The 25,924-nt window shown below is 64.1% G+C and carries 27 protein-coding genes, 1 tRNA gene and 1 pseudogene; 14 read left to right on the forward strand and 15 right to left on the reverse strand.

Features of this window, described 5'->3' with window-relative positions:
* Positions 1–25: 25 nt before the first annotated feature.
* Entirely contained in the window at positions 26–886 is an 861-nt protein-coding gene (locus AC5Y5W_RS03790) for a type IV toxin-antitoxin system AbiEi family antitoxin (RefSeq protein WP_500010150.1), read from the forward strand.
* 41 nt (positions 887–927) lie between these two features.
* Here AC5Y5W_RS03790 and arcA read toward each other — a convergent pair whose 3' ends face one another.
* Entirely contained in the window at positions 928–2,136 is a 1,209-nt protein-coding gene (gene arcA / locus AC5Y5W_RS03795; RefSeq protein ID WP_500010149.1) for an arginine deiminase, read from the reverse strand.
* A 47-nt stretch (positions 2,137–2,183) separates the two neighbouring features.
* Between arcA and soxR the strand changes: the two genes are divergently transcribed.
* Both soxR and AC5Y5W_RS03805 read left to right on the forward strand, forming a co-directional pair.
* Complete coding sequence (gene soxR, locus AC5Y5W_RS03800; RefSeq protein WP_500010148.1) at positions 2,184–2,618, forward strand: redox-sensitive transcriptional activator SoxR; 435 nt, start codon at positions 2,184–2,186, stop codon at positions 2,616–2,618.
* 32 nt (positions 2,619–2,650) lie between these two features.
* Positions 2,651–3,247, forward strand: coding sequence for an alpha-ketoglutarate-dependent dioxygenase AlkB (locus AC5Y5W_RS03805; protein ID WP_500010147.1), 597 nt, complete (start codon positions 2,651–2,653; stop codon positions 3,245–3,247).
* Position 3,248: 1 nt separating this feature from the next.
* On the opposite strand, the gene AC5Y5W_RS03810 is transcribed toward AC5Y5W_RS03805, so the two are convergent.
* Both AC5Y5W_RS03810 and AC5Y5W_RS03815 read right to left on the reverse strand, forming a co-directional pair.
* The gene (locus tag AC5Y5W_RS03810) at positions 3,249–3,899 is read right to left on the reverse strand and encodes a DUF5642 family protein (protein WP_500010171.1); all 651 of its coding nucleotides are present in this window, start codon (positions 3,897–3,899) and stop codon (positions 3,249–3,251) included.
* A gap of 26 nt (positions 3,900–3,925) precedes the next feature.
* The gene (locus AC5Y5W_RS03815; protein WP_500010146.1) at positions 3,926–4,582 is read right to left on the reverse strand and encodes a DUF5642 family protein; all 657 of its coding nucleotides are present in this window, start codon (positions 4,580–4,582) and stop codon (positions 3,926–3,928) included.
* A gap of 39 nt (positions 4,583–4,621) precedes the next feature.
* Here AC5Y5W_RS03815 and AC5Y5W_RS03820 point away from each other — a divergent pair, with 39 nt between their 5' ends.
* The gene (locus tag AC5Y5W_RS03820; protein WP_500010145.1) at positions 4,622–5,593 is read left to right on the forward strand and encodes a linear amide C-N hydrolase; all 972 of its coding nucleotides are present in this window, start codon (positions 4,622–4,624) and stop codon (positions 5,591–5,593) included.
* A gap of 3 nt (positions 5,594–5,596) precedes the next feature.
* On the opposite strand, the gene pat is transcribed toward AC5Y5W_RS03820, so the two are convergent.
* Positions 5,597–6,595, reverse strand: coding sequence for an acetyltransferase Pat (pat, locus tag AC5Y5W_RS03825; RefSeq protein ID WP_500010144.1), 999 nt, complete (start codon positions 6,593–6,595; stop codon positions 5,597–5,599).
* A 114-nt stretch (positions 6,596–6,709) separates the two neighbouring features.
* Here pat and gdhA point away from each other — a divergent pair, with 114 nt between their 5' ends.
* On the forward strand, positions 6,710–8,053 hold the full coding sequence (gdhA, locus tag AC5Y5W_RS03830; RefSeq protein ID WP_500010143.1) for an NADP-specific glutamate dehydrogenase: 1,344 nt from the start codon (positions 6,710–6,712) through the stop codon (positions 8,051–8,053).
* Positions 8,053–8,799 carry a class I SAM-dependent methyltransferase gene (locus AC5Y5W_RS03835; RefSeq protein WP_500010142.1) on the forward strand — a complete coding sequence of 249 codons (747 nt, stop codon included), beginning with the start codon at positions 8,053–8,055 and terminating at the stop codon, positions 8,797–8,799. The genes gdhA and AC5Y5W_RS03835 overlap by 1 nt, the downstream gene beginning before the upstream one ends.
* A 15-nt stretch (positions 8,800–8,814) precedes the next feature.
* Here the strand turns inward: AC5Y5W_RS03835 and AC5Y5W_RS03840 are convergent, their stop codons facing one another.
* A complete protein-coding gene (locus tag AC5Y5W_RS03840) occupies positions 8,815–10,905 on the reverse strand; it encodes an alkyl/aryl-sulfatase (RefSeq protein ID WP_500022101.1) in 2,091 nt (696 codons plus the stop codon).
* 132 nt (positions 10,906–11,037) lie between these two features.
* Between AC5Y5W_RS03840 and AC5Y5W_RS03845 the strand changes: the two genes are divergently transcribed.
* The 3 genes from AC5Y5W_RS03845 (at position 11,038) to AC5Y5W_RS03855 (ending at position 13,154) form a co-directional block, all read left to right on the forward strand.
* Entirely contained in the window at positions 11,038–11,502 is a 465-nt protein-coding gene (locus AC5Y5W_RS03845; RefSeq protein ID WP_500010140.1) for a hypothetical protein, read from the forward strand.
* A 204-nt stretch (positions 11,503–11,706) separates the two neighbouring features.
* Positions 11,707–12,333 carry a TetR/AcrR family transcriptional regulator gene (locus AC5Y5W_RS03850; protein ID WP_500022102.1) on the forward strand — a complete coding sequence of 209 codons (627 nt, stop codon included), beginning with the start codon at positions 11,707–11,709 and terminating at the stop codon, positions 12,331–12,333.
* Positions 12,330–13,154 carry a hypothetical protein gene (locus AC5Y5W_RS03855; RefSeq protein WP_500022103.1) on the forward strand — a complete coding sequence of 275 codons (825 nt, stop codon included), beginning with the start codon at positions 12,330–12,332 and terminating at the stop codon, positions 13,152–13,154. Before AC5Y5W_RS03850 ends, AC5Y5W_RS03855 begins: the two co-directional genes overlap by 4 nt.
* A 15-nt stretch (positions 13,155–13,169) precedes the next feature.
* On the opposite strand, the gene AC5Y5W_RS03860 is transcribed toward AC5Y5W_RS03855, so the two are convergent.
* Positions 13,170–14,390, reverse strand: coding sequence for a cytochrome P450 (locus AC5Y5W_RS03860; protein ID WP_500010137.1), 1,221 nt, complete (start codon positions 14,388–14,390; stop codon positions 13,170–13,172).
* 190 nt (positions 14,391–14,580) lie between these two features.
* Here AC5Y5W_RS03860 and AC5Y5W_RS03865 point away from each other — a divergent pair, with 190 nt between their 5' ends.
* Both AC5Y5W_RS03865 and AC5Y5W_RS03870 read left to right on the forward strand, forming a co-directional pair.
* Positions 14,581–15,129 carry a TetR/AcrR family transcriptional regulator gene (locus tag AC5Y5W_RS03865; protein ID WP_500010136.1) on the forward strand — a complete coding sequence of 183 codons (549 nt, stop codon included), beginning with the start codon at positions 14,581–14,583 and terminating at the stop codon, positions 15,127–15,129.
* Positions 15,130–15,872: 743 nt separating this feature from the next.
* Complete coding sequence (locus AC5Y5W_RS03870) at positions 15,873–16,160, forward strand: hypothetical protein (protein WP_500010135.1); 288 nt, start codon at positions 15,873–15,875, stop codon at positions 16,158–16,160.
* Positions 16,161–16,282: 122 nt separating this feature from the next.
* Here the strand turns inward: AC5Y5W_RS03870 and AC5Y5W_RS03875 are convergent, their stop codons facing one another.
* The 6 genes from AC5Y5W_RS03875 to AC5Y5W_RS03900 all read right to left on the reverse strand — a co-directional run bounded on the left by AC5Y5W_RS03875 (position 16,283) and on the right by AC5Y5W_RS03900 (position 21,498).
* Positions 16,283–16,969 carry a hypothetical protein gene (locus AC5Y5W_RS03875; RefSeq protein WP_500010134.1) on the reverse strand — a complete coding sequence of 229 codons (687 nt, stop codon included), beginning with the start codon at positions 16,967–16,969 and terminating at the stop codon, positions 16,283–16,285.
* Positions 16,970–17,367: 398 nt separating this feature from the next.
* A tRNA-Ala gene (locus tag AC5Y5W_RS03880) sits at positions 17,368–17,440 on the reverse strand.
* 44 nt (positions 17,441–17,484) lie between these two features.
* Positions 17,485–18,429, reverse strand: a complete 945-nt coding sequence (gene sepX, locus AC5Y5W_RS03885) for a divisome protein SepX/GlpR (RefSeq protein WP_500010133.1) — start codon at positions 18,427–18,429, stop codon at positions 17,485–17,487.
* 167 nt (positions 18,430–18,596) lie between these two features.
* Positions 18,597–19,250: a GNAT family N-acetyltransferase gene (locus AC5Y5W_RS03890; RefSeq protein ID WP_499886823.1), complete on the reverse strand. Its 654-nt coding sequence runs from the start codon at positions 19,248–19,250 to the stop codon at positions 18,597–18,599.
* Positions 19,251–19,269: 19 nt separating this feature from the next.
* Complete coding sequence (glp, locus tag AC5Y5W_RS03895; protein ID WP_500022104.1) at positions 19,270–20,532, reverse strand: molybdotransferase-like divisome protein Glp; 1,263 nt, start codon at positions 20,530–20,532, stop codon at positions 19,270–19,272.
* A 57-nt stretch (positions 20,533–20,589) separates the two neighbouring features.
* Entirely contained in the window at positions 20,590–21,498 is a 909-nt protein-coding gene (locus tag AC5Y5W_RS03900; protein WP_500010131.1) for a UTP--glucose-1-phosphate uridylyltransferase, read from the reverse strand.
* 64 nt (positions 21,499–21,562) lie between these two features.
* Between AC5Y5W_RS03900 and AC5Y5W_RS03905 the strand changes: the two genes are divergently transcribed.
* From AC5Y5W_RS03905 to AC5Y5W_RS03915, 3 genes are all read left to right on the forward strand, one after another.
* Positions 21,563–22,198: a 5-formyltetrahydrofolate cyclo-ligase gene (locus AC5Y5W_RS03905; RefSeq protein WP_500022105.1), complete on the forward strand. Its 636-nt coding sequence runs from the start codon at positions 21,563–21,565 to the stop codon at positions 22,196–22,198.
* Positions 22,199–22,238: 40 nt separating this feature from the next.
* Complete coding sequence (locus AC5Y5W_RS03910) at positions 22,239–22,583, forward strand: FmdB family zinc ribbon protein (protein ID WP_500022106.1); 345 nt, start codon at positions 22,239–22,241, stop codon at positions 22,581–22,583.
* A gap of 64 nt (positions 22,584–22,647) precedes the next feature.
* Positions 22,648–23,304 (forward strand): SAF domain-containing protein, encoded by a 657-nt coding sequence (locus AC5Y5W_RS03915; protein ID WP_500010128.1) that lies wholly within the window; start codon positions 22,648–22,650, stop codon positions 23,302–23,304.
* 14 nt (positions 23,305–23,318) lie between these two features.
* Here AC5Y5W_RS03915 and AC5Y5W_RS03920 read toward each other — a convergent pair whose 3' ends face one another.
* The 3 genes and pseudogenes from AC5Y5W_RS03920 to AC5Y5W_RS03930 all read right to left on the reverse strand — a co-directional run.
* Positions 23,319–23,744 (reverse strand): large conductance mechanosensitive channel protein MscL, encoded by a 426-nt coding sequence (locus AC5Y5W_RS03920; RefSeq protein WP_065013357.1) that lies wholly within the window; start codon positions 23,742–23,744, stop codon positions 23,319–23,321.
* 234 nt (positions 23,745–23,978) lie between these two features.
* Positions 23,979–24,524 carry a MogA/MoaB family molybdenum cofactor biosynthesis protein gene (locus AC5Y5W_RS03925; RefSeq protein WP_499886837.1) on the reverse strand — a complete coding sequence of 182 codons (546 nt, stop codon included), beginning with the start codon at positions 24,522–24,524 and terminating at the stop codon, positions 23,979–23,981.
* Positions 24,524–25,896: pseudogene (locus AC5Y5W_RS03930) on the reverse strand (S1C family serine protease); the annotation flags it as partial. The pseudogene AC5Y5W_RS03930 and the gene AC5Y5W_RS03925, both read right to left, overlap by 1 nt.
* Positions 25,897–25,924: the final 28 nt, after the last annotated feature.

A 25,924-nucleotide genomic window follows, 5' to 3' on the forward strand; every position in this document is an offset into this window, starting at 1 on the left:
CGGTCAAAGGTACCAGTATCGCGGGATGGCTGAAGTGTTCGTCGGCACCGAGATGCTCGCCCGCGGCGCGCTGACCAAAGGTCAGTTGCGCTGGAATTACAGCCCGATATTTCCCGACGTCTATGTACCGCGAGCGACAGCTCCTTCACTCCGATGCAATACCGTCGGCGCCTGGCTGTGGTCAGGCCGCAATGGGGTGATCGCAGGGCGCGCCGCGGCGGCGCTGCACGGCGCCTTGTGGGTTGGCGCCGCAACGCCAATCGAAATGATCTGGCGCAGTGGCCGTCCACCCTCAGGAATTGTGGTTCGCAATGAGCGGATCGAGGCGGACGAGATCGTCATCGTTGACCAGATGCCGGTGACCAGTCCCGCGAGGACAGCGCTGGATCTTGCCCGGCACCTGCCACGTAATGTCGCCGTGCGACACCTAGACGCGTTGGCCCGCGCGACGGACGTCGAGGCGTGCGATGCCCTGTCGTTAGCCGACCGCTATCGGCGAGCGCGCGGACGGCGTCGATCGGAGATCGCGCTCCAGCTGATGGACCCGGGCGCTCAATCACCCAAGGAGACATGGTTGCGGCTACTGCTGATCGACGCCGGACTCCCGCCGCCGAGAACGCAGATACGGGTAACCGACGGCTTCAATGAAGCATTCATTGACATGGGATACGACGAACCGATGGTCGGCCTCGATTATGACGGGTGGCACCACAACGCCGATCGCGGACGGTACGTGCATGACATCGGTCGCGCAGAGCTCATCGAGCGCGAAGGCTGGATCGACATTCATGTGGTGTCCGAACACAGCCGGCGATTCATTCTTCATCGAGTCGCGGATGCATTCGCTCGGCGCGGACATCCGTTCAGATTGCGCTCAGTGTCGTGATTTTCGGACAAAGCACAGCCCTGAGCGCAATCTCAACGACCTCAAAGCGGGTCGCGGGCGACGGGGCAGGACATACAGCGCGGCCCGCCGCGCCCGGTGCCCAACTCGGAGGCGGCGATAGTGAGCACCTCAATCCCCGCCTCCTCAAGGCGGTCATTGGTCCGCACGTTGCGTTCATAGGCGACGACGACACCGGGCGCGAGCGCCAACGTGTTGTTGCCGTCGTCCCATTGTTCGCGTTCGGCGATAACGGGGTCCAGGCCGGTGTCGATGACCCGCAGCTTGTCGATGCGCATCGCCGCAGCAGCAGCATCGACGAACGGGGCCTCGTCGGAGATCTTCACGCCGTCGGGTGTGCGGGCAATGGTGAAGGCCGACAACGTGTCGACGATGTTGGCATACATCACCATCGCATCGGTGTCGACCATGGTGCAGACCGTGTCGAGGTGCATCTGTGCACGCTTCTGCTCGATCGGTACCGCCAGCACGACCTCGGCGAGATCATCGTCGAACAGGCTGCGCGCCAACGCCTCCGCACCTGCCGGCGTGGTCCGCTCCCCTACTCCGACCGCGACGACACCCGGGGCCAACAGCAGTACGTCGCCGCCTTCGACGGGCGCGGTGTGCGATTCGTAGGCCCGCCGCACCCCGGTGAACCGCGGGTGGTGGGCATAGATCAGGTCCGTCAACGACGCCTCGCGGGCCCGCGCCGGTAGTGCCAACGACGGGATGACCACCCGCGGCCCGATGAAGATCGACGAATCGCGGGTGAACACCAGATTGGGCAACGGCTCGATGACGTAGTCGGCGCCGTGATGCATCAGGCGTACCAGCGACACATCCGACCGGGTGTCCGGCGGCAGCTCGGCAAAGGTCATACCGGCCATCAACACGTGGGCCAGCGCCGCCGGCGGCAGTCCGCGTAGATACGCCGAAAGCTCTTGCACCAGCGGCAATCCCAGCCGTCGAGCGTCAACGGCAGCGGCGATCCCCTGCATCCGGGCAGCACCACTTTGCAGAGCTTCGGTGAGCAGATCGGACAGCAGCACCACTTCGACGCCCCGCGACCGCAGCAGCTCGGCGAACGCGTCGTGCTCTTCTTGTGCACGTGCGACCCAGGGCAGCCCGTCGAACAGCAGCCTGTCGTTGTTGCCCGGTGTGAGCCGACGCAGTTCGGCGCCCGGCCGGTGCAGGATGACCGTCTGCAGCGTCCCTGTCTCCGAATTGCAGCCCAGCTGGCCGGCACTCACAGTTAGCACCGTAACGCCTGACCCCACCTCAAGTATTGTTTAGGTATATGGACGCCCACGAGCTGCTCCCCGGCGAACTGGCCGCCCGGGCCGGCGTCGCAATCTCGGCTCTGCACTTCTACGAGCGGCAGGGACTGATCACCAGCCGTCGCACCGCGGGCAATCAGCGCCGCTACAGCCGGGAGACCCTGCGGCGCGTCGCATTCATCCGGATGTCGCAACGACTGGGCATCCCGCTGGCCCGGGTGCGCGAGGCACTGGCCACGCTGCCCACCGATCGCGTGCCCACCAGCAAGGACTGGGCGCGACTGTCGGCCGGGTGGCGCGCCGACCTCGACGATCGGATCCTGCATCTGCAGCGGTTGCGCGACAATCTCGCCGACTGCATCGGATGCGGTTGCCTGAGCCTGCGCAGTTGTGCACTGTCCAACCCGGGCGACGTGCTCGCCGAACAAGGTCCGGGCCCGGTCCGCCTGCAGTAGGCTTCGAACGTGCGTGCGATAAACTGGTGGCCGTGGCGATACCGGTACAGGAGTCGCTGTTCGACTGCAACGAGCGCAGAGCGCTCGGTGATGGCGCCTGGATCGACATTCGGTCCGGCTGGCTAACCGATGCCGACGACCTGTTCGACGAGCTGATGCGCGCTGTGCCGTGGCGTGCCGAACGGCGCCGGATGTACGACCACGTGCTCGACGTGCCGCGACTGGTCAGCTTTCATGACCTGGCCGTCGAGGATCCGCCGCATCCGTCATTGGCGAGGCTGCGGCGCCGGCTCAACGACATCTACGCCGGCGAGTTGGGCGAGCCGTTCACCACGGTCGGACTATGTCTGTACCGCGACGGGTCCGACAGCGTTGCCTGGCACGGCGACACCATCGGGCGCAGCAGCGCAGAAGACACAATGGTAGCGATCGTCAGCCTCGGCGCGATCCGCACATTCGCGTTGCGGCCACGTGGCGGCGGGCCGTCACTGCGGTTTCCGCAGGGCCATGGCGATCTGCTGGTCATGGGCGGATCATGCCAACGGACCTGGGAGCACTCGGTGCCCAAGACGTCGGGGGGCGTGGGCCCGCGAATCAGTATCCAGTTTCGGCCCCGCGACGTGCGTTAGGTCAACTCCGGACGGCGGCAACCGCTTTGACCAGCAGGTCACGGGCTCGCGTGGTGTCGACGGGAGCGACCGGCTTGTCCGGCACCACCAACGGGTTGGCTGTCACGATGACCTGGTAGTCGCCGAAATGCGCCGAGTAGTTATACAGCTCGCCGGTGCGCGCCTGGCCGTCGGCCATGGTTTGGACCTTGCGGTGCACCCCCAGGGTGCGTGTCCCGTCGATCTGCGGCACGTCGACGACCTCGACGAAACCGTGCACCGGGCCTCCGAAGAATTCGACCTTCGTGCAGTTTCTTCCCGGGTCGTTGAACGGCAGAGCTTGAGATGTCTGTAAGGCGATAGTGATGAACCGGTTGCCGTTGCCCTCGGCCGACACCGCCGCCATGTTGCCCTGCACCCCCGACGGCATCTGTTGGCCTACCACAAATTTCGCGCAGTCCGCAGGTTTGAACTGCAGTCCCTCAGGCAGCTTGTGCGAGGACAGCATCTTGGGGTCGATCCCCGTCTTGGGAATATCTTTGACACGGAAATCAGGGCCGAAGCTCGACTTCACTTCGGATACCTTGGTGATGTCGGCGGCGGTGGTGGCAGGCTCGCCGAATCCACAGGCAGCCAGCCAGCACACGCATCCGATTGCAATCGCCCAGCGCATCACCGTGGCAATCTAACTCACCGCGATCAGCTGCGTAACGCGGACACCGTCTTCACCAGCAGCTCGGCAGCTGTCTGCGGTGTCAGCGATGGATGCGGCGAGCCCGGGTCGGTGACCACCGCGGCGAATGCGTAGTAGTCCCCGAGATACGCGGTGAAGGTCGTTGTCCCGGAGCTGATTTCATTGCCACCTTCGACCGATGTCGTGGTCTCGGTAGCCATGCCGAGGGTCGCGGCGCCGTCGATGTCAGGCGCCGCGATGAGGTGTACTCGCGCGGTGGCGCGCCGGTTAGCCATGGTCCATTGCGGGCAGTCGGCCATCAGCGCGCGATCCAGCTGCACCGGTGCGGCGGTGACCACCGCGTAGATGATCCCGCCGGCGCCGGAACCCGACACACCTTGCGAGGATTTGAAGTGACCGTCGACCGGGTCTGCCAGCGCGGCGCAGCCCGGCGGATCGGCAGTCGACTCGCCGGCCAGGCCCCAGATGGCCGGCGGTGCGGCGATATCCGAAACGCCACGCACTTCGTAGCCGGGCGGCAGCTCCCGGCCCACCCGTTTGACGTTGGCGGGATGGATCGGCCGGGTCGACGTGCTCGCCGGCGGTGCCGGCCCGGGTCCTGGCGAGTGGGCGCAGGCGGCGGTCAATGCGGCCGCCGCCGCAGCGATCCACACTCGCCGCATGCGACGTTGATACCAGAGCCGAAAAGATATGGTTCGGCCATGTGCACCCGTGTCTTATGGAACACCAACGACTTGGCCGTGTTGACCGGACGCAGTATGGATTGGCCGGAGTCAACCCAGCCGCTGATCGTGGCGTTCCCCCGCGGGCGGCAGCGAGACGGCGGCGCGCTGGCCGGCAGGACGATCGTCGACGAGAACGCGCTGCGCTGGACCAGCCGCTACGGCAGTGTGGTCAGCACGGTCTATGGCATCGGCAGTATCGACGGCGTCAACGAGCGTGGGCTCGGTGCTCATGGGCTGTATCTGAAGTCGACCAGCTTCGGCGGTCGGGATACGTCCCGACCGGGGTTGCAGACCGGCTTGTGGGTGCAGTATCTACTCGACCAGGCCGCCACCGTCGTCGAGGCGCTTAGCTTGATGGATGGTGTTCAACTGGTCATGGTCGGCGCCCACGGCCGCGACGCCACCATCCACCTCGCCATCGAGGACGCGTCGGGCGACTCGGCGATCATCGAGTTCGCCGACGGTAAGCAGGTCGTGCACCACGGCCGGCAGTACACGTTGATGACCAATGACCCAAGTTACGACGAGCAGCTGGAGCTCCTTGGCAAGCAGGACTTTTCCCATCCCAGTCGGGATATGCCGCTGCCCGGCAACGTCAACCCGGTCGACCGCTTTCAGCGTGCCGCCTATTACTCGGCGCTGTTACCCGCACCGGAAAGCCAACGCCAGGCAGTGGCGTCGGTGATGGCGATCATGCGTAACGTCTCCGTGCCCTTCGGCGCGCCCTATGGCGAGTTCGGCGTCTACAACACCGAATACCGCACGGTCACCGATCACACCCACAGAGTGTATGTCTTCGAACTGTCCACCAGCCCTAACACCATCTGGATCGAACTGGACGGGCTTGACTTGACCGCCGATGCCGAGCCGCAAGCGATTGATCCCTACGACCACTCGCTGATCGGCAACGTCACTGCGCAGTTCACCCCGCACCAGATACCGTTTTGATTGTCAGCCGACAGCCCGGATCACCTGTCGGGCAACGCGTTTGAGGTGACGGATCATGTCGCATTCAAGTGGCAGGTCGCTCGGGTCGGGTACATCGATGACGGTGGTGACGACGCCGACGTCGTCGCGTTCCCACAATGCGCCGTAGCGGTCGATGATGCTCCGCATCGGTAGGTTGTCGGAAAGCACTCGCGCGGTGAATTTCTCGATTCCAGCGAGGTGCGCGGCAACCGATAATGCCGCGATCAAAAATGTGCCGATGCCGCGCCCCTGGTAAGCGTCGGCCACGGTGAACGCGATCTCCGCGACGACGGAATCGTGGCTGTCACGGACGAAGCGGGCGTCGGCGACGGGATGGCCCTCGGCATCGGTGATCACCCACACAAAATGGTCGACGTAGTCGACCTCGGCCAGGTAGTCCATCAGCCCCGGGCTGGGAATCCGAGGCGACATGAACCTTCGGTACAGCGTCTCGCTGGAGAACCGCACGTGCCCCTGCATGGTTCTTTCACTGTCCCCGGGCAGCACGGGTCGAAGCAGAAGTTCCGTGCCGTCCGGGACCTGGATTCGCAGCGGCGTGATGAATGCGGCCAGCCGCTGGCGCACCGTGCGGACGAGCCGCTCCATGACGCCGGGAATGTGCACCATTCGGACAAACGCATCGTTGTCGCCGATCCAACCGGTCAGCGGTTCGGTTGCGGTCACGGTGGCCGTACGGGGGATGTCACGCAACAGGGCGATTTCGCCGACGATCATGCCGGCGGAGACCTTCTCGACGGTGGTGACACCGTCATCCCCGACATGCTTGACCTCAACGGCACCGGTGGAGATCAGCAGAAACGAGACCGCCTGCTCTCCTTGCTGCATGAGCACCTGGTTGGCGGCGGCGTGCAGGGGCTGCAGGCTGGCGGCCAACGGCATCAAGTCCTCGGCCGGGCAACCGGCGAAGACCTCCATGGCCGCGAGTTCGTCGGCGCGCAACGCCGTCACCTCGGTCGCCATGAACACTCGCCCCCTGTCCGGTGCACCAGGTTCGCACACCCCTGGTCGCGGCGCGATTGTTGCCCAGGTTATGGCGCGGGTTCGGGCCGCGGCAAGGACCGATAACCTTTAACGGTGCTGGACGAAAAGCTGCACGACGTCTACGACGAAGTGCTACGCCGTGACGCGGGCGAGACGGAATTTCACCAGGCTGTCTACGAGATCCTCAGCAGCCTGGGGCCGGTGGTGGCCAAGCACCCGCAGTACGCCGACGCTGCCGTCATCCGGCGGATGTGCGAGCCGGAACGGCAGATCATCTTCCGCGTTCCCTGGGCCGACGATGCCGGCGTCGTGCAGATCAACCGCGGCTTTCGGGTCGAGTTCAACTCCGCGCTCGGCCCCTACAAGGGCGGTTTGCGCTTCCATCCGTCGGTCTACCTGGGGATCATCAAATTCCTCGGTTTCGAGCAGACCTTCAAAAACGCACTGACCGGCATGCCGATCGGCGGCGGTAAGGGCGGGTCGGACTTCGACCCCAAGGGCCGCTCGGATGCGGAAATCATGCGCTTTTGCCAATCGTTCATGACCGAGCTCTACCGTCACATCGGCGAATACACCGACGTCCCGGCGGGTGACATCGGGGTCGGCGGCCGCGAACTCGGTTACTTGTTCGGCCAGTACAAGCGCATCACCAACCGCTACGAATCCGGCACCTTCACCGGTAAAGGGGTGACCTGGGGCGGTTCGCAGGTCCGCACCGAGGCCACCGGCTACGGCACCGCATTTTTCATCGACGAGGTGCTCAAAGCGGCCAATCAGTCCTTCGATGGCAAGCAGGTGGTGGTGTCGGGGTCGGGCAACGTCGCAATCTATGGGATCGAGAAGATCCATCAACTCGGCGGCAATGTGATCGCCTGCGGGGATTCCTCCGGGTACATCGTCGACCCCAAGGGCATCGACCTCGAGTTGCTCAAGGACGTCAAGGAAGTGCGCCGGGAGCGGATCAGTGCCTATGCCGAGTCCCGCGGCGGCGAGTCACGCTTCATCGGCGGCGGTTCGGTGTGGGAGGTGCCGTGCGACATCGCCGTGCCCAGCGCCACCCAGAACGAGCTCAACGGCTCGGATGCCGCCCGGCTGATCAAGGGCGGCTGCCGCATCGTCGCCGAAGGTGCCAACATGCCCTGCACTCCCGACGCGGCCAAACTCTTCGCCGAAGCCGGGGTGGTTTTCGCGCCCGGAAAGGCGGCCAATGCCGGCGGGGTGGCCACCAGCGCGCTGGAGATGCAGCAGAACGCGTCGCGCGACTCGTGGACGTTCGAAGACACCGAACAACGCCTGGCCGAGATCATGCGCCGCATCCACGACCGTTGCCTGGCTACCGCCGATGAATACGGCAAGCCCGGCGACTATGTGGCCGGAGCCAACATCGCCGGCTTCACCCAGGTTGCCGACGCCATGTTGGCGCTCGGCCTGATCTGATGGACGTCAGCGACGATCCGCTCGGGGCGACCCGCGATCTGCTGACTCTGCCCGCGTCGGAGCGCCATGGTTTCCTCGACGTGTTGGGGGAATCGACGGCCGCCCCGGTGCCCACGTTTGCCCAGCGGGCGATGAACAGCCCCTTCGTCGCGACGGTGTACGAACGACTGTGGCGGCCGGTGTCGTTCTATGTCGCCAGCGGGATCAGCACCGGCGCCGAGCAGTGCCGCGCGGCCGCGGCGTTGCAGTTGTCTTCGGCGCATAGGCTGCTCGACGTTGCCTGCGGCCCAGGCAATTTCACCGGTGACCTGGCGAGGCGACTGCCCGCCGGTGGCCTTGCCGTGGGTTTCGACATCTCCGAGCCGATGCTGAGCCGCGCGGTCCTCGACAACCACGGTCCGCACACCTGCTATGTCCGCGGCGATGCCCGCGCGTTGCCGTTCGCTGACGAAACATTCGACGCTGTCTGTTGTTTCGGTGCGCTGTACCTGATGCCCGAACCGTTTCGAGTCGCCGAGGAGATGCTGCGAGTGTTGCGGCCGGGCGGACGGGTCGCGATCCTCACCAGCTATGCCGGGCAAGCGGCACCGCTGCGGAATGCCTTGGGGGCCGGGGCCCGCGTGATCGGGGTGCGCATGTTCGACCGCGACGAGTTCGTCGACTTCTTCGCCGCGGCTGGGTTGGTCGACGTCGAGCAGCAGACTCAGCGGGCGCTGCAATTTGTGACCGCTAGCAAACCCGTGTGAAGGAAGCCTTTTTGGTTATGGCGTCACGATGTTGAACCAGAAGGGGAAGGTGTCGAGCAGACCGAGGAACTCGTTGAACGACGCTTCCTGGCCGTCGATGGCGAGTTTGTTTTGAACTCTGGCATCGTCGATTGTGATGTTGCCGAGCTGAATATCGTCGAGTGTCGCCTTGGTCAGGGTGAGCTTTGCGTTGGCGTTGGGTACCGGCTGCGGGGCATAGTGCAGCACTGCGTTTTCCACCGTCAACGCGTATTCCTTGTCGAGATCGGTGAATTCGATATTGAGGGTGATGTTTTTGCCGGCGGCCTTCGGCCCGTCCAGGCGCACGCCGAGGTAATCGAACAGCATCTCCGGCGGCATCGCCTTGATGGTGTCTGGGCTAGCGGTGTCGGTTCCGCCCGCCTTGGGCACGCCGTTGCGTAATTCGTAAGCTCCCTGCAGGTAGACCGAACGCCAGGGCCCGGATTCCGCCTGGTAGCCGAGTTGCTCATAGCTGTCGGCGAGAAGATTTTTGCCGTCGACGCTGTCCGGGTTGGCAAAGACCACCTGCTTGAGCACCATCGCGGTCCAGCGATAGTTCCCGTTGTCGAAATCGTCCTTCGCTTTTTTCAGGATCGCGTCCTCGCCTCCCATGTACTCGACGTACTTCTTGGCTGCCTCGGCCGGCGGCAGATCATCGAGATCTGACGGGTTGCCGTCATACCACCCCATGTAGCGCTGGTAGACCGCTCGGGAATTGTGCTTCAACGTGCCGTAGTAACCGCGGTCCGGCCAGAAGTTGTTCAGCTCTGGCGGAAGCTGGATTTCTTCGGCGATCTCCGAGCCGACCAGACCCTGATTCATCAGCCGCACCGACTGGTCATGCATGTACTTGTACATGTCACGTTGCTTTTTCCAGTAGTCGATGATCCTGGCGTTTCCCCACATCGGCCAGTGATGACTCTGGAACTTCACCTCGGTCTGCGGACCATAGACCTGAATGGTCTCGTCGAGAAATTGCGCCCACTTCAACGCATCACGCACCTGGGCACCGCGAAGAGTGAGCAGATTGTGCATGGTGTTGGTGGTGTTTTCCGCCATCCACATGGCCTTGAACTGCGGAAAATGGGTGTTCATTTCAGTGGGAGCTTCGGTGCCCGGCGTCATCTGGAACACCATGTCAACACCGTCGACGGTCATCTTGGTGCCCGTTGTTGTGATGATGTCGGTCGGAATGATCAACGTGGGCAGACCGGTCGACACCGTCATGCCCAGGCCGCCGTTGACGCCACCTTGCGGATTCCGTGGGAGAAGCGCGCCGTACATGTACACCGCGCGACGACCCATCGCATTCCCCGCGATGACGTTCTCGCTAACCGCGTCCTCGACGAACGCCTGCGGTGCGATGATCTTGACTTTCCCGGAGTCCACGTCCTGTTGCGACACAATGCCCCGCACACCGCCGTAATGGTCGACATGCGAATGGCTGTGCACCACAGCAACAATCGGCTTGTTTCCGAGGTTCTGCGTTACCAGATCGTAGGCAGCCTTCGCAGTCTCCGGTGAGATCAGCGTGTCCATGACGATCCATCCGGTATCGCCCTGCACGAAGGTGATGTTGGACAGGTCGTAGCCGCGCACTTGGTAGATGCGATCGGTCACCTTGTACAGGCCATACTGCATGCACAACTGCGCATTGCGCCACAGGCTGGGATTAACGCTATCCGGAGCCGGCTTGTCCGGGCCGATGTACGTCTTGTACTCCTCCAAGTCCCACACCACGGTGCCGTTGGCATCCTTGATCGTCAGCTTGTCCGGCCGGGCGATCAGATTCCGCGCAGCATCGTCGAAGTCATCATGGTTGTTAAACGGCAGTGAGTTGAGGACCTTTTGGTTGGCTGTCTTGGTTGCTTCTGTGGCTTGCTTTACCGAGTTGTCGGTTGTGACGGCACGGCCGGAAGATGATTTGCGTGAGTCACTTTCGCATCCCGGTATGACTGTCGAGGCAGCTATTGCGCCGACGCCGACGACGGCGAAACGACTCATCGCCGTCCGCCGGGTTATCCGGCCGCGGGCCTGTGCAGGTTGTCCAGTTTCAGATGGCTTTTTCGGTGGCGTCGGATGCATGCATTCGAATTATGCCGAATACAAGCAGTTCTCACCCTGCGAAACGAGAAGTGCCCAAATATGGCTCGACTACTGTCGGTGGTGGGCAGCGTAACAGCAAGTGCGATGACTCGGACCGAGTAAGGAGATCTCATGCCCGGAATCACCGCAATGGCTCTGGCCGGCGCTCCCGTGGTGGGGGGTGCGCTGCTCGGTCTGGTGGCCGGCAACCTGCGCCCACCCGATCTTCGGGCCAGCATTAAGAGCGATCTGGAATTGCTCAAACTCCTGCCGCCGGAGGAGGACGAGCGGCGTGCCGAGTTGCAACGCGTCATCAACATGCGCATTGACGATCTGGTCACCGGGGTCGACCGCAACCGCGAGCTCCGGGATCTGGCAACGTCGTACCAGGGCAATTGGCGCGACATCGTGGTCTTCATCTGCGCCGTGCTGTTCACGTTCGTGTGGTGGAACGTCAGCCACAGTCGCGACAACTGGCTGGTGACGTTTGTCGCGCTCATCGTGCTGTCCGTCTTGGCCGCGATATACGCTGCGCGCGGGATTGTCCGCGGTATCGCCACGTACCTGCACTCACGCAGAAGGCGTGAAAGCGCTTAACAAGGACTTAGACGCAGCGGTGCTGCTGAGGTTAACCAGTGCGTGCCGCACATGAGCCAAGTCCTCGAAGCCGCACGCACCGCTGACATCCGCGTCTTCTATGCGCTTCATCGTCGCACGCGTAGTCGCCGTGGCGCTTTTCTAGCCCTCAATTCATTGACGCCCGTCATTGACGCCCGTCAGCGACGGGTATACGGTGGCCAGATGCGGTCGCTGCACGCCAACCCGTCAGCAGGTTCGTCGGCTGGTGGCGTAAGAGAAGCCCGACGGCTCGAAACCCGGGCGCGTCTCTTCGATGCCGCGCTGGCCGAAATAGGACGCTCGGGCTTGGCGGGCGCCGACGTCACTGCCATCGCAAACGCTGTCGGAGTGGTGCGGGGAACGTTCTACTTCCACTTCCCGACCAAGGAACACGTCCTGGTCGAATTGGAACGAAACGAACAGGCCCAGATCGTCGCCGAACTGCGCGACGAGTTGACCGACGACGACTTGATGTCAGTACTTCTGCAGCTGGTGCGTCACGTCCTGGCAGCAGAACGCCGCTTGGGACCCGTCGTCTTCCGCGACATGTTGGGCTTGCACTTCTCGTCGACGCGGCCCGTGGAAGACGAAGTGGCAGAGCACCCGTTGGCGCAGTTCGTGATTGCGGCGATCACCGCAGCGCAACAAACGGGGCGGGTTGCTTCGGAGGCGCACGCCAATGAACTTGGAGTGTTCTTCCTGGCCGGACTATTCGCGCTACTTGCAACCGGCGTACAGGACTCTGCGACTGCGGATGCCGTGTTGAGCCGTTATGTGACAACGATCGTCAAAGGAATGGAGACACGATGACCACCACAGGTATCGAGGGCTACCGGGACTTCCTCCGCAGGCGCGACGGAGACGCTGACCTGCTCAATAGACGCTTGGAAAACCGCGAACAGTTCTTCAGGCACCTTGAAACCAATCCAGTCCGTTCAGGCCATCCCGCAGACCGCGCGACCTTCCTGCGCAATCTGCGCCGTCGCAAGCCCGAACCAGGCTTGGGCCGCACGATGCTGTTCCTGTTGGCTACTGCCAAACTGAACCAAGCTGAGCGGTTCGGCGTAGGGCTTGGCGAGACCTATGGAATGAACAGCGACGAGGACCTGCCGCCCGAGCGGGTGTATCTCGAACTCGAAGAGCATTATCACACCCGGCTTCTCGCATACGTGCTGGATGTTTTCGACCTGACGTTCCAAGTGGTGCCGCCGCCGTTCGTGATGCGCCAATTCGTCAAGACTGGCGTCTTTCTCCCTGAGCGACTTGGGATCTTGTTCGTCGGCGCGGCGGAGATGGCCGGCTGCGTGATGTTCGACGAACTGCGCCGCGCCGGGCTCGAACTGTTCGCCGACGAGCCGGAAGTCTGCGAACGCGTCGAGCGCCTCTACAGCGAAATCCTCATCGACGAAGTAGGTCACGTCGGCTACTGCGCCTCACGATGCACGGCGGCTGAACGAGCGATCATGCGCCGGGTCTATCCACTGCTCGGGCGCCTGGTTGCACGACAGACCGCTGAAATCAGTCTGCTCATCGATCCCGCGACGCTCCACGCTCGCCTCGACCGACCGTTCAATGTCGACGACCTCACCGCCGGACTGGACAACGAAACGTACCTCGTCACCCATCCCTGACCCGTCGCGGGTGGGTCAGTCATACGCAAGTTGTAGGCGTTCGAGACGTCGCACCAGAAGACTGGGGAGCCACGTCCCGATGTCGGCGGCCGCGATATTCGAGGTCTGTTCCAGGAGCCGCCCAAGCACGATTCTCGCCTCCAGTCTGGCGAGCGCCGCGCCGACGCAGAAGTGGATCCCCTTGCCGAAACTGATATGCCCCTTCCCCGCAGGCCGGTCAAGTCGAAACTGCTGCGGATCGTCGAAGTGCGACGGGTCGCGATTGGCCGCTCCCCACAGCAGGAGCAGTCGCGAGCCCGCGGGCAATTCGACGCCGCACAGTTCGGTGTCGTTGACCACATGCCGGTAGTGACCCCGAAAGGGTGGTTCATAGCGCAGCACTTCTTCGAGAAACGCCCCGAGCCGTTCGGGCTGATCGCGCACCTGCCACTGGATGTCTGGCTGCGTCGCGAGAACCCAAGCGGCAGAACCGATTAAAGAGGCCGTGGATTCGCCGCCTGCACTGAAGAGGATGATCATCATGGCCACAGCTGCCAAGTCGTCTAGTTCGCCAGCGGCGCAGGCGTTGGCGAGGTCGCCCAGCAGATTGTCGTGTGGATTGGCTGCCGCCTGCTGGAACTGTTCGGTGATGTAGCCGCTGAGTTCCATCACGGCGACGGCCGCGGTGTCCATCTGTTCTTGGGAGACCAGGCCTTCGACTACTTGGGTCGCGGAGTAACCCCATTGGATGAGCTTGTCGACGTCGGCGGCGGGGACCCCAATGATTCTGCCAACGATCATCATCGGTAGCCGGTTCGCCATCGCGCTCATCCATTCGATACATCCATGTTCCGCATGGGTATTCCAGATCTCAGCGGCGGTATCGGCGATGAATGGTTCGAAGGCCTGGATGCGCTTCGCCGCGAGTTGCGGCAGCAGTAACTTCCGATGCACCGAGTGGGCAGGTTCGTCAGCAGTGGCCAGCGCTTGGGTGGGTCCGGCGAGTTCCCCGACGTGGAAAGCGGTGACGGCGCTTCCGGGCTGATACATCATCGTCGCGGTCAGGTTTGAGGAGAAGTCGCCGCAGCGCGTAACCGCCTCGTTGACGGCGTCCCAACTACTCACGGCGTAGAAGCCAGACGCTCCGATCCGATGGACATGCCCGGCCTCATGCATCTGCTCGTAGAGCCGGTGCGGATGCTGGATGAATTGGTCGTCAAACAGCGCCAGGCCCAGGTCACCATCACGCGATGTCATTCCTCAACGCTGAGCGACCAAGGCGTGCTGCGTCAATCGGAGTCCACGAAGTTGCGAACCGCGCTGCAGACTTCGCGCTGGGGCTGTCTCATCAGAGTCCAACCACCAGTGGAAATGGGTGAGACATAGTGCCAAGCTCGTCTCAGGCTTGAGAACATATGTATTTGATGACGCACGGAGGTGGACGACCATGGTTCGCGATGACTGGGTGGTCGGCGGCGACCGCCGAGCGGCGGCGGCTGATCGCATCTATGCCGCTGCGACCGATCTCGTAATACGAGAAGGCCTGGATGCCTTCGACATCGACACCTTGGCGAAACGGGTCCACTGTTCACGAGCCACCATCTATCGCTACGCGGGAGGCAAAGCCCAAATCCGTGACGCTGTGCTGATCCGCCTTTCAGCGCGGATCATCGATACCGTTCGACGTGCCGTCGATGGGCTGAGTGGTCCGGAGCGGGTCATGACCGCTGTCACCGTGGCACTCCAGCAGATCAGGTCTGACCCGCTGCGGCGCCTGATGGCAGCTCCAGGCAGTCGCCCGGATCTAGACGAGTTGCATTCGTCGCCGGTGCTCAGTCATCTCGCCGCCGAACTCACCGGAATCACTGACGACGATCCCCAAGCCGCGCAGTGGATCGTACGGGTGGTGCTATCGCTGGCCTACTGGCCCATCGCAAGCCGTCGCGCGGAACAACAGGCGCTGCAGCGTTTCCTGGCTCCCGCCTTCACCCGATGAAGTCATCGCCACCGCAACGGCGCCTGCCGCACGTGATCAACATCGCGGGCAGCCAGCGCGACCGCAGCGCGCGTATATCATGCCGCTTGCCGGACGATTAACGATCAGAACCTAGGCGGAGGCGCGTGGACCGGGCCGTACGTGAAGGTGTGTCCCCTGCCACCCGGCGCCGAACGTCCTACAAGTCACTTCAACCGCCCCCGATGGTGGCGAGTATCGGTTCTGCTACCGCTACCACCGCTGTCGTTACTGCCGCCACCACGAGGAGTCGCCGCTGACGGACTAGTAACAACGAATCATCAGGGAGGCGCTAAGGGCCTGGCCGTTCATCGCGACAGGCGTCATCCCTTAGGTATGCCCATGCGCCGCGGTTGTTTAGTGGGGGACGGATGTCGGCTCATTATCGTGAGAGCATTCCTTCCGTATTCGCGTATTTCTTCGGGAATTAATTGCCACGACCGGTGGCTTGGATCTTTCAGCTCTGCGGCAAGTAGCTGTATTCGACCTCTGTCACTGCCACGTTCGAGCCGTTCAACCTCACGCGACGGATCTTCGACTGTGCATGACAACAATGCGGCATCGTCCAAGTGCCGATCACGGTCACGCGAGTCCTCCTTGTAGGCAGCACTTTTCAAGACCAATGCTCCAAGCGCATCAGGAATACTAAACGTTAGGTTGTTCTCGCCTTCGCGCTCAATCGTACAGTCCACAGTCTTTCGTAGTGCCGAGGTACCGGCCGGAACTTGGAATACCTGGTGCCCGAGCACTTTTGGTACATAATCTGGCGCGAGATGATCCGCAACCATCACGTCTACGCGATCAGCGTGCCCGCGCGCAAATCGATGTATTGGGTTCCCTTTCCCAAGCGGAAGTTGCATTTCGTAGCCGAGACCCTCAAGAGCCTTCCTCGCGTCGGGGAAGGTGATTGCACCGGTCTCGATATGCAGAATCATGTCAATGTCCGTCGTCGTTCTCTGAACGGCAAGGCCCGCATGGGCAACATGCAACTGAACCATGAGGCCGCCAATTAGCGTCCATCGATCGCCTGGAATGACCCCAACCAACTCGACTGCTTGCGGCCACGGAGGCCCCCAACCGCCCGCCGGCATCGGTATCGACCATTGCGGACGGTCAGGGGGAGTCGCCATGGGTGCTATGCCACCACAGCGGCAATCAGAGCGCCTGCTTCTTGCAATCCCGCGACGCTTTCTCGTGTATTAAGAGAGCCTGCCAGATCCAAAAAGACTGCCGCACGGGGAGTGACGCCGTCTTCAAACGCATCCTCGACGCTCACCCCCCGCAAGGTCACGTTTCCCGAAGGATCCTCGACCAGCCCGAATTTTTCCGTCAATGTTTCCAACTCCGACAGCGGTATATAACCGTCGAGATGTCGCGTCGCCCTAGTCAGCCCCAACAGCCCCAGCTGTGCGTCATTCAAAGCTGAGCTACCCGTGGGAATTACGTACGACCCAAGGTCATCCAGCATGGATTCCCGACCGCGAAAACGTTTTACCCAGGCGCGATGCGCCGCAAGGTGGTCAAGGTCTTCGACCGTGACCCTCCGAAGTCGATGCATTAATCGCGTTCGCTCCGGCGACGACAGCCAACCCGCCTCTTTCCCCGACAAAAGGTTGAGAGCTGCCCAAACGACCCTCTCTGACCAGGGCCTTCCCTGGCGCCTACGACGGCGCGCTAGCCGATGCACTTCCGCTGCATCGAGCACCAAAGTCCTGCCCATGTAACGCGAACCCTGAATCCTGCCTTCAGCAGCCAACCGACGCACTTCACGCGTCGACACACCCAGGATCCCGGATGCGACATGCGAGGTTATGTCAGTCATACACATATGCTCCTTTATCGGATGATATGTGTCAATAATACGATGTCAGACTACGTGAAATCGAGCGGACGGTCCCTGGGCCGGCATCCTAAACCGCTCGGGCGTGACGGCTGCGCCGTCTCGAGGCGCTCGGGCCGATGCACCCCCACCTACGATGAGGGCCTCCACCGTGTCCCTTTAAGACCAGTTGCGGCGTCGGACCGTTCCAACAAATCCGGACTGAATATCGCATTGCTCTCTGTGGGGGCCATTAGAGCGTGAGGCACGTTTTAGGAGGACGTGGCCCAAGCGTGCAACCCATTCGTTAAGGGCGCAACTCAATTCCACAGTCCATCACGCTCTGCGGACGATTGAAGTTCCCTAACGGCCCGTATGCGCCCTGAACTGCTGAAACTCGGTGGAGCTAAGGGGAATCGAACCCCTGACCTACTCGATGCGAACGAGTCGCGCTACCAACTGCGCCATAGCCCCTGATCGCTAGCAGGCTACCAGTCGCCAATCGACTGGCCGAATTGTTACTGGCCGACCGCTCGCGGCAGATCGCGGTGCCAGCCGTAATCACGCGCGTAAGGCGCATAGTCGAGATGCTCGAAGATCGGGTCCTCGTCGTCGATCTCCAGCACCACCGCACCCGGGCGTCGTAGCCGCGACGGCACTACGTCGAATTCCCGGTCGTAGGTGTTCTCGACGCCGAGCCGCGACCGCGCCATCCGCTGCGTCCGCCGGCGCTGCACCCGCGCCTCGATGCGGGTCTGGCGGCGCAGATACGCCAAATACAGCATCGTCACTGCGCCGGTCGATCCGCAGACCCACCACGCCGACGGCGTCAACATGAACGCCGCGGCAGCCGAGGCCGCCAGCATCAGCGCCATCGCCACCAGCATCCGCTTACGGAAGGCGTACTTGCGGGCGCTGACCGCAGCGGCCTTCCTCGCGTCGTAGCCGTGTCGCCGCGAGATCGCCGCGGTCGCTCTGGTTTCCGGTTCCTCGGCCACCGGTATTCCGGAGGTGTCGGCGACGTATTCGTACTCGTCGTCCTGGGCGTCCTCGTCTTCGTCGTATTCGGCGGTCGCGTCCGCGACGACGGGCTCGTCTTCCTCGTCGACGACAACGTCGTCCTCGGAGACCTCGGTCTCCACCAGTTCGGGTTCGGCTTCGACAACCACGGCGGCCGGCGCCGCGACAACAATTTCCGCCGTCGGTGACTCGTCCACGTCGTCATCGAGGTCGTCGAACGCGTCTTCCTCGGGCTGCCAATCGGGGTCACTGCGATGGCCCGCCGCCGGTCCGCCGCGCCTGAGCAGACGCGCGGCCGTGCCACTGTTGAGCACACGGGTCGCCAATGCCACATCGCTGGTCCGTCGCACGGCGTCGCGCTTGCTGACCAGCATCGGGACCAGCACGAACAACCAGAGCACTACTAGCGAAATCCACAGCAGAGATTGCGGGATGCTTGGCATGGTGACCTGTCCTTTCCACGCCAGAATGGGCCGGTAGCCGGCGCGGCCCGTAAAGCGCGCCGAGGACAATTACACACCTGTAATTTGGCTGTGACAAGCACCAAACGCCACAAATGTCACATCTGTAACACATTTGGTGGCAAAGTTTGGTGCGGGAACCGAGCGGACTAAGCCCAGCCGGCGTGCCCCCCGCGCACCAGGGTCGACGTCACTGATCCGTACACCTCTTCGGCGGTGAGCGCTACCAGCACATGGTCGCGCCAGGCACCGTCAACCTGGAGATACCGCCGCAGAAGGCCCTCCTCGCGGAAGCCGACCTTGGCCAGCACTGCCCGGCTCGCCACGTTCTCCGGGCGCACGGTGGCCTCCACGCGATGCAGTCCCACCGGGCCGAAGCAGTGATCAAGCCCCAGCGCCAGCGCGCCGGTGGCGACCCCGGCGCCGGTCGCCTTACTGGACACCCAGTAGCCGATCCACGCCGAGCGCAACGCGCCGTGCGTGACGTTGCCGATGGTCAGCTGTCCACAGAACTGCCCGTCCAGCTCGATCACATAGGGCAGCATGCGGCCTTTGCGAGCTTCCGAGCGCAGGCTCGAACACACCGCCGGCCACGACGAAACCCCATGCCGTACAGACCAATCCGCCTCGGTGCTGGGCTCCCAGGGTTCCAGGTGGGCACGGTCGGCCAATCGGATACGGCTCCATTGCGCGGCGTCCCGCATCCGCACCGGACGCAGCCGGATCACCCCGGCCGCCACTCGCAGCGGGCCAACCACCATCGGCCAGCCGGGATGCTGGGAGCCGGAACGCCACAGGTTCACGAGGGTCTGCCGCCGTGTCTCAGCCACGTTGAGCCAGGAACGCAACATCGACGATCTCGCCGGTTCGAATCTGCTCGGCCTCGCCGGGAACCACGACCAGGCAGTTGGCTTCCGCCAGCGTCGCCAACAGGTGCGACGAGGCGCCCGGTGCGCCACCCAGCGCCTGGACCAGGTATTCACCGGTGTCCTGGTCCCGCATCAACTGGCCACGCAGATAGCCTTTGCGCCCCGGCACCGAGGTGATCGGTGACAGCGTGCGGGCCTGTACGACCCGCCGCATCGGCTGCCGCTTGCCCAGCGACAACCGGATCAACGGGCGGACCATCACCTCGAAGACCACCAGCGCACTGACCGGATTGGCCGGCAACAGGAAAGTCGGTATTCCTTCGCGGCCCAACTGACCGAAACCTTGTACAGATCCGGGGTGCATCGCGACCCGGGTGACTTCCATCTCGCCGAGCCGGCACAGCACCGAGCGCACCGCCTCGGCGGCCGCGCCGCCCACCGCGCCGGCGATCACCAAAATCTCAGCGCGGTTGATCTGGCCTTCGACGACATCGCGCAGTTCGCCCGGATCGTTGTTGACGATCCCGACTCGGTTCACCTCCGCGCCCGCGTCGCGACCGGCCGCCGCCAGGGCGTAAGAGTTGACGTCGTAGACCTGCCCGTTGCCCGGAGTGCGCGTGATGTCGACCAGCTCACCGCCGACGGCCATCACCGACAACCGGGGCCGCGGATGCACCAGCACCCGCTCCCGCCCGACCGCGGCCAGCAGCCCGACCTGGGCGGCGCCGATGATCGTCCCGGCCCTGACCGCAACGTCACCTGGTTGCACATCGTCGCCGGTGCGCCGCACGTAGGCCCCCGAGCGCACGCCGCGCAGCACCCGCACCCGCGACTCCCCGCCGTCGGTCCAGCGCAACGGCAACACCGCGTCGGCCAACGTCGGCAACGGGGCACCGGTCTGAACCCGCGCGGCCTGCCGCGGCTGCAGCCGGCTGGGCGTGCGCGCGCCGGCCTCGATGGCGGCCATCACCGGCAGCGTCACGTCGCCGCCGGTGTCCTCGTCGTCACCGTTGTCGGTATCACCGACACCGAGCACGTCGACGCTGCGTACCGCATAACCGTCGATCGCGGCTTGGTCGAAGCCGGGCAGCGGGCGCTCGGTCACCACCTCTTCGGCGCACATCAGTCCCTGCGCCTCGGCGATCGCCACGCGCACCGGTCTGGGTGCCACTGCGGCGGCCGATACCCGGGCCTGCTGCTCTTCCACCGAACGCACAGCGCGCCTTTCTGCCGTCGAGCCTCTGCCAGTCAGGCCCGACCCGATTGCCCGGGGCTATCCCTCGGGCAGGCCCAATCGCGCCACCAACCACCGCCGCAAGTCCGGGCCATAGTCGGCGCGGTCCAACGCAAAGTCAACCGCAGCCTTGAGGTAGCCGCCGGGATTTCCCAGGTCGTGTCGGGAGCCGCGATGCACGACGACGTGGACCGGATGCCCTTCGGTGATCAGCAACGCGATCGCATCGGTGAGCTGCACCTCGCCGCCCGCGCCGCGGTCGATGCGACGCAACGCATCGAACACCGCGCGGTCGAGGACGTAGCGGCCGGCCGCCGCGAACATCGACGGAGCATTCTCGGGCTTGGGCTTTTCCACCATGCCGTTGACCTTGAGGACGTCTTTGTCGGCGCCGGGAACCGACTCGACCTCGAACACCCCATAGGCGCTGATCTCTTCACGGCTGACCTCGATGGCGCACAACACCGTGCCGCCTTGCTCGGCCCGCACCTTGGACATGGTTTCCAGCACGCCCGTCGGTAGCACCAGGTCGTCGGGGAGCAACACGGCCACCGCGTCCTCGTCGTCCGACAGCGTCGACTCCACGCAGGCGATCGCATGCCCCAGTCCCAGCGGCTCGGCCTGCACCACGGACTCGACCTTGATCAGCCCCGGCGCCCGCCGCACCTTGGCCAGCATCGCCTTCTTGCCGCGGGCCTCCAGGGTTCCTTCGAGCACCAGGTCTTCGACGAAATGCGCGACGACGCCGTCCTTGCCCTCCGACGTGATGATTACCAGCCGTTCCGCGCCGGCGTCAGCTGCCTCGGCGGCGACCAGCTCGATGCCCGGAGTATCGACCACGGGCAGCAGCTCCTTGGGCACCGTCTTGGTGGCAGGCAGGAAACGGGTGCCCAGGCCGGCAGCCGGAACAATTGCCGTGCGCGGAACGCGGATCTGTGCGCGTGACATCGTTCACACGATAACCATGTGAGGATGTGGCGCGCCGGAAGGTCGGGCTGTCATCGTTGATGCCATGGGCACCGTCGGCAAAGCCGCATTGCGACAACAGCTGTTGGCCGCCCGGCGCTCGGTTGCCGACGACGTCCGCGCCGACGAGGCGCGGGCGCTGAGCGAGCATTTGAGCGGGCTGAATTCGGACGTGAGCAGCGACAGCACGGTCTGCGCCTATGCCCCGGTCGGCGCTGAACCCGGGTCGATCGACATGCTGGAGGTGTTGCTGTGTCGAGCCGGACGAGTGCTGCTGCCCGTTGCCCGCACTGCCGGCGACGACACGCCGTTGGCATTGCAGTGGGGCGAGTACCAACCGGGGCGACTGGTGGCCGGACGGTTCGGACTGCTCGAACCCGCCGAACCGTGGCTGCCGCCCGCGGCGTTGGCGGAAGCCAGTCTGGTGCTGGTTCCGGCGCTAGCGGTCGATCGCGCGGGAGTGCGGCTGGGCCGTGGCGGCGGCTTCTACGACCGCTCGCTGCAACACCGCGACCCGCAGGCACGTATGGTCGCGGTGGTCCGCGACGACGAACTCCGCGATGAGCTGCCCTGCGAGCCGCACGACGTGCGGATGACCCATGCGCTCACGCCGCAGGGCGGGTTTCTCGCCCTGGACACCAGTCGGGAATCATGCCGCGCCGATGGCGGTTCTAGCACTTGACACGGTAGAGTGCTAACGAATCTGATACCCGGAGGTTTCTGTGCCGACTTACAGCTACGCGTGCACTGAGTGCGGCAACCGCTTCGACGTGGTTCAGGCCTTCACCGACGACGCCCTGACGACCTGCCAGGAGTGCTCCGGCCGGTTGCGCAAGGTGTTCAATTCCGTCGGCGTGGTGTTCAAAGGCAGCGGTTTCTACCGCACCGACAGCCGCGAGTCGACGAAGAGTTCGACCAATGGCTCCAGCAAGTCCGAGTCCTCGTCGAGTTCCAGCGACAAGTCGAGTTCCAGCGACAAGTCCTCCTCGAGCGGTAGCAAAGAGACGTCAACCAGCTCGTCGACCTCAAAGACATCGGACTCCGCGAAGTCTGCCGCGGCCAGCTGACAGTTATCCACAACCGACTTTTTCTCGACCACACTCAACGTCCCGGCCCGCTTAGCGTGGCGCCATGGGCGAATCGCTGAATCCGTCGCTGGCAGACCGCGTCTCGCAGTGGCTACGCCCGGACTGGACGCGAACGGTGGTGGCCCGGCGGATCGCAGCCGGCGGGCTCGTCGTGTTGGCCGGTGTCGCGGCGTTTCGGCCCGATCCCGACGGCGACCGCACCGAGGTGGTGGTGGCGGTGCGCGACCTCAGACCGGGTGCGGAGTTGACTGCCGAGGATGTTCAGCTCGAAAGACGTTTGGCGGCAACGATTCCCGATGGTTCACAAAAAGACCTGGGGGCAGTTGTCGGTGCGACGCTGGCAGGGCCGGCGCGTCGGGGAGAGGTGCTCACCGACGTGCGGGTGCTGAGCAGTTGGCTGGCCGAGTCTACCGCGGGGCCGCAGGCGCGGATGGTGCCGCTGCATCCGGCCGACACCGCGCTGATCGACCTGGTGCGTCCCGGAGACGTCGTCGACATCGTGGCGGCGCCTAACGGCGGCGTCACCGACTCGCACAGCAATCCCCGGCTCATCGCCAGCGACGCCATCGTCGTCCTGGTTTCCGCGAAGCAGAAAGCGCAGTCGGACGACCGGGTGGTGCTGGTGGCGCTACCGGCTGCTGCGGCCAACGCGGTGGCCGGCGCTGCGCTGGTTCAGACCGTGACACTCACCCTGCATTGAGCGCATCGGATGTGTCAGGCGGCCGCCGGCTGCTCGCTGGCGCAGTACTTGCACTTCTGCGCGGCCTCGGGGATGTCCGACATGCACTGCGGACAGGCCTTGGTGGCCGGCTCGTCTCCGAACACGGTGACTCCGCGACGTTTCTGAATGTGCTTGTAAGGCAACACAATCACGAAATACACCACCGCCATGAAAACGATGAAGTAGATGATCGCCGAAATGAAGGCACCGAAGTCGATAAACGTCGCCTTGTTTCCTGCGTCGCCGAGTTGCACACCCAACCCAAGCGTTGCATTGGGCTGCGCGGCAGCGACCAACGGATTGATCACGCTATCGGTGAAGGCCTTGACCAGATTCGAGAACGCCAGAGCCACCACCAAACCGACGGCCACGGTGATCACGTCACCGCGCATCACGAAATCTCTGAAACCTTTGAACACCAGAGCCAACCTCCCGTCACAGGAATCATCGGAGCGACGCGACGCCGCCCGAAAAAAACCGTATGACGCAGAAGGCCCAATTGTGGGCGTTGCGGGCAATTAGTCATCGAGGATTGACCGCGCCGTGACCCGGCACGGCTCAATCGTGGTGCGGCGGCACGTTCTCCCGAAGCCAACGCTCGTGCTCGTCAGCGTCCCGAACATCGTCCGGATCGCGCTCGTCTGACGGTTCGCTCATATCTCCAGGCTCGACAGCTGTCCGATGATCTGCGCCGCCAGCGGGTTCAGCGTCGCCATCCCGTCGCGCACTGCAGAGCGCGAACCGGCGAGGTTGACCACCAACGTGCTGCCCGAGATGCCGGCCAGACCGCGCGACAACCCGGCTTCGACGACGCCGGCCGACAATCCGGAGGCGCGAATCGCTTCGGCGATACCGAGGAGTTCGCGATCGAGGATCTCCCGAGTTGCCTCCGGAGCGACGTCACGGGGGGTCACGCCGGTACCGCCGACCGACACCACCAAATCCACCCCGCCGATCACGGCGGTGTTCAGCGCGTTGCGGATCTCCACTTCATCGGCGGCGACGGCCACCACACCGTCGACGACGAACCCGGCCTCCGTGAGCAGCTCGGTGACCAGCGGTCCGCTGTGGTCCTCTTCATCCCCGTGCGCCGTGCGGTCGTCGACCACGACGACAAGTGCTCGGCCTACCAAGTCCGCACGCTGTTCCATGGCTGCAACCGTATATCCGTGATCTGACCCGGGCGCGGCGACTCTCATCACCGATCCGCCTTGCCCAAAGTAACCTGCACCGTCCGGGTGTCACCCGACGGATCCAAATACGTCAGGGTCACCTTGTCCCCCGGCGCTCTGGACCGCACCGCGGCCACCAGACCGTCGGCACTGTTGATCGTGCGGTCGTTGACCTTGGTGACCACCACCCCGCTGGGCAGCCCCGCGGCTGCCGCCGCACCGCCCGGCACCACATCGACAACCTTGGCGCCAGGAGCGCCCTTGTCGTTCATGACCTGGACACCCAGCGAAGCGTGGGACGCCGTGCCGCTGCGGATCAGCTCGTCGGCTATCCGCTTGGCCTGGTCGATCGGAATCGCGAAGCCGAGACCGATCGAACCGCTCTGCGCATCGGCGGAGTCCCCGCCGAGGGTGGCGATCGCCGAGTTCACGCCGATCAGATCACCATTCATGTTGACCAGCGCGCCGCCCGAGTTACCGGGGTTGATCGCGGCGTCGGTCTGGATGGCGTCCAGCACCGTGTTCTGGTTGCCGGTGTCCCCGGTAGTCGACACCGGCCGGTTCAGCGCGCTGACGATCCCGGTGGTGACCGTGCCCTCCAGGCCCAGCGGTGACCCGACCGCGATCACCGGCTGACCGACGCGCAGGTCAGCCGACGAGCCGATGCTGATCGGGGCCAACCCGGAAACGTCTTGTACCCGAACCACTGCGATATCGGTGGTGGGATCCGCCCCGACCACGGTAAACGGAGCGGTGCGCCCGTCGGAAAAGGTCACTGTCGTTTTCGGCGCCTCGCCGGGGGGCGCCTCGCCACGGGCGCCCTTGCCGGCAGCGGCGACGACGTGATTATTGGTCAAGATCAGCCCGTCAGCCGACAGGATGATGCCCGACCCCTCTTCGGACTGGCGCCCGAGATCCGTCTCCAGCATCACCACGCTGGGCACAACCTTGGTGGCAACCTGCTCCACGCTGCCTGCCGGCAAGTTAGCGGCCGGCACGCTGGGCGCGGGCCCGCCCCGGATGGTCGTGGTGCTGTGCGCGCCGCCCTGTCCGCTGTGCTCGACCACCGACGCCGCGGCACCACCGATGCCCGCCGACACCACTGCAATAGCCAGCGCGCCGGCAGCTAATAGCCCTGCGCGCGAACGTTTTTGGGATGGAACGATCGGCGGCGGGGGGCTGGCCGGGCCGGGCTGGCCGGCACCGAACGGCGGGTAGGGCTGCCGGTAGCCCTGCTGCTGGGCGTAACGCCAGTCGTATTGCTGGGCATACGTTTGCTGCTGGCCCGGAACGGAATAGGCTGGCGCCGCATGCTGATCGGACACCGGGCGGTATCCGGGCTGCGGCGGTGGCGAATACCTCGGGTGATTCGTCATGCGCTAGGTCGCTCTTCCTCTAAAGATCAGTTCGGGCTCAACGGTAACGGC

It is taken from the genome of Mycobacterium sp. NGS51 (assembly GCF_059812525.1).

Coding starts and splice junctions, on each gene's coding strand:
- AC5Y5W_RS03820 (WP_500010145.1), top strand. CDS start 4,622: ATGTGCACCCGTGTCTTATGGAACACCAACGACTTGGCCGTGTTGACC.
- soxR (WP_500010148.1), top strand. CDS start 2,184: ATGGACGCCCACGAGCTGCTCCCCGGCGAACTGGCCGCCCGGGCCGGC.
- AC5Y5W_RS03840 (WP_500022101.1), bottom strand. CDS start 10,905: ATGCATCCGACGCCACCGAAAAAGCCATCTGAAACTGGACAACCTGCA.
- AC5Y5W_RS03835 (WP_500010142.1), top strand. CDS start 8,053: ATGGACGTCAGCGACGATCCGCTCGGGGCGACCCGCGATCTGCTGACT.
- AC5Y5W_RS03845 (WP_500010140.1), top strand. CDS start 11,038: ATGCCCGGAATCACCGCAATGGCTCTGGCCGGCGCTCCCGTGGTGGGG.
- AC5Y5W_RS03925 (WP_499886837.1), bottom strand. CDS start 24,524: ATGAGAGTCGCCGCGCCCGGGTCAGATCACGGATATACGGTTGCAGCC.
- pat (WP_500010144.1), bottom strand. CDS start 6,595: ATGGCGACCGAGGTGACGGCGTTGCGCGCCGACGAACTCGCGGCCATG.
- AC5Y5W_RS03865 (WP_500010136.1), top strand. CDS start 14,581: ATGGTTCGCGATGACTGGGTGGTCGGCGGCGACCGCCGAGCGGCGGCG.
- AC5Y5W_RS03875 (WP_500010134.1), bottom strand. CDS start 16,969: ATGACTGACATAACCTCGCATGTCGCATCCGGGATCCTGGGTGTGTCG.
- AC5Y5W_RS03790 (WP_500010150.1), top strand. CDS start 26: ATGGCTGAAGTGTTCGTCGGCACCGAGATGCTCGCCCGCGGCGCGCTG.
- AC5Y5W_RS03860 (WP_500010137.1), bottom strand. CDS start 14,390: ATGACATCGCGTGATGGTGACCTGGGCCTGGCGCTGTTTGACGACCAA.
- AC5Y5W_RS03855 (WP_500022103.1), top strand. CDS start 12,330: ATGACCACCACAGGTATCGAGGGCTACCGGGACTTCCTCCGCAGGCGC.
- AC5Y5W_RS03850 (WP_500022102.1), top strand. CDS start 11,707: ATGCGGTCGCTGCACGCCAACCCGTCAGCAGGTTCGTCGGCTGGTGGC.
- sepX (WP_500010133.1), bottom strand. CDS start 18,429: ATGCCAAGCATCCCGCAATCTCTGCTGTGGATTTCGCTAGTAGTGCTC.
- AC5Y5W_RS03915 (WP_500010128.1), top strand. CDS start 22,648: ATGGGCGAATCGCTGAATCCGTCGCTGGCAGACCGCGTCTCGCAGTGG.
- AC5Y5W_RS03815 (WP_500010146.1), bottom strand. CDS start 4,582: ATGCGGCGAGTGTGGATCGCTGCGGCGGCGGCCGCATTGACCGCCGCC.
- AC5Y5W_RS03905 (WP_500022105.1), top strand. CDS start 21,563: ATGGGCACCGTCGGCAAAGCCGCATTGCGACAACAGCTGTTGGCCGCC.
- AC5Y5W_RS03900 (WP_500010131.1), bottom strand. CDS start 21,498: ATGTCACGCGCACAGATCCGCGTTCCGCGCACGGCAATTGTTCCGGCT.
- AC5Y5W_RS03810 (WP_500010171.1), bottom strand. CDS start 3,899: ATGCGCTGGGCGATTGCAATCGGATGCGTGTGCTGGCTGGCTGCCTGT.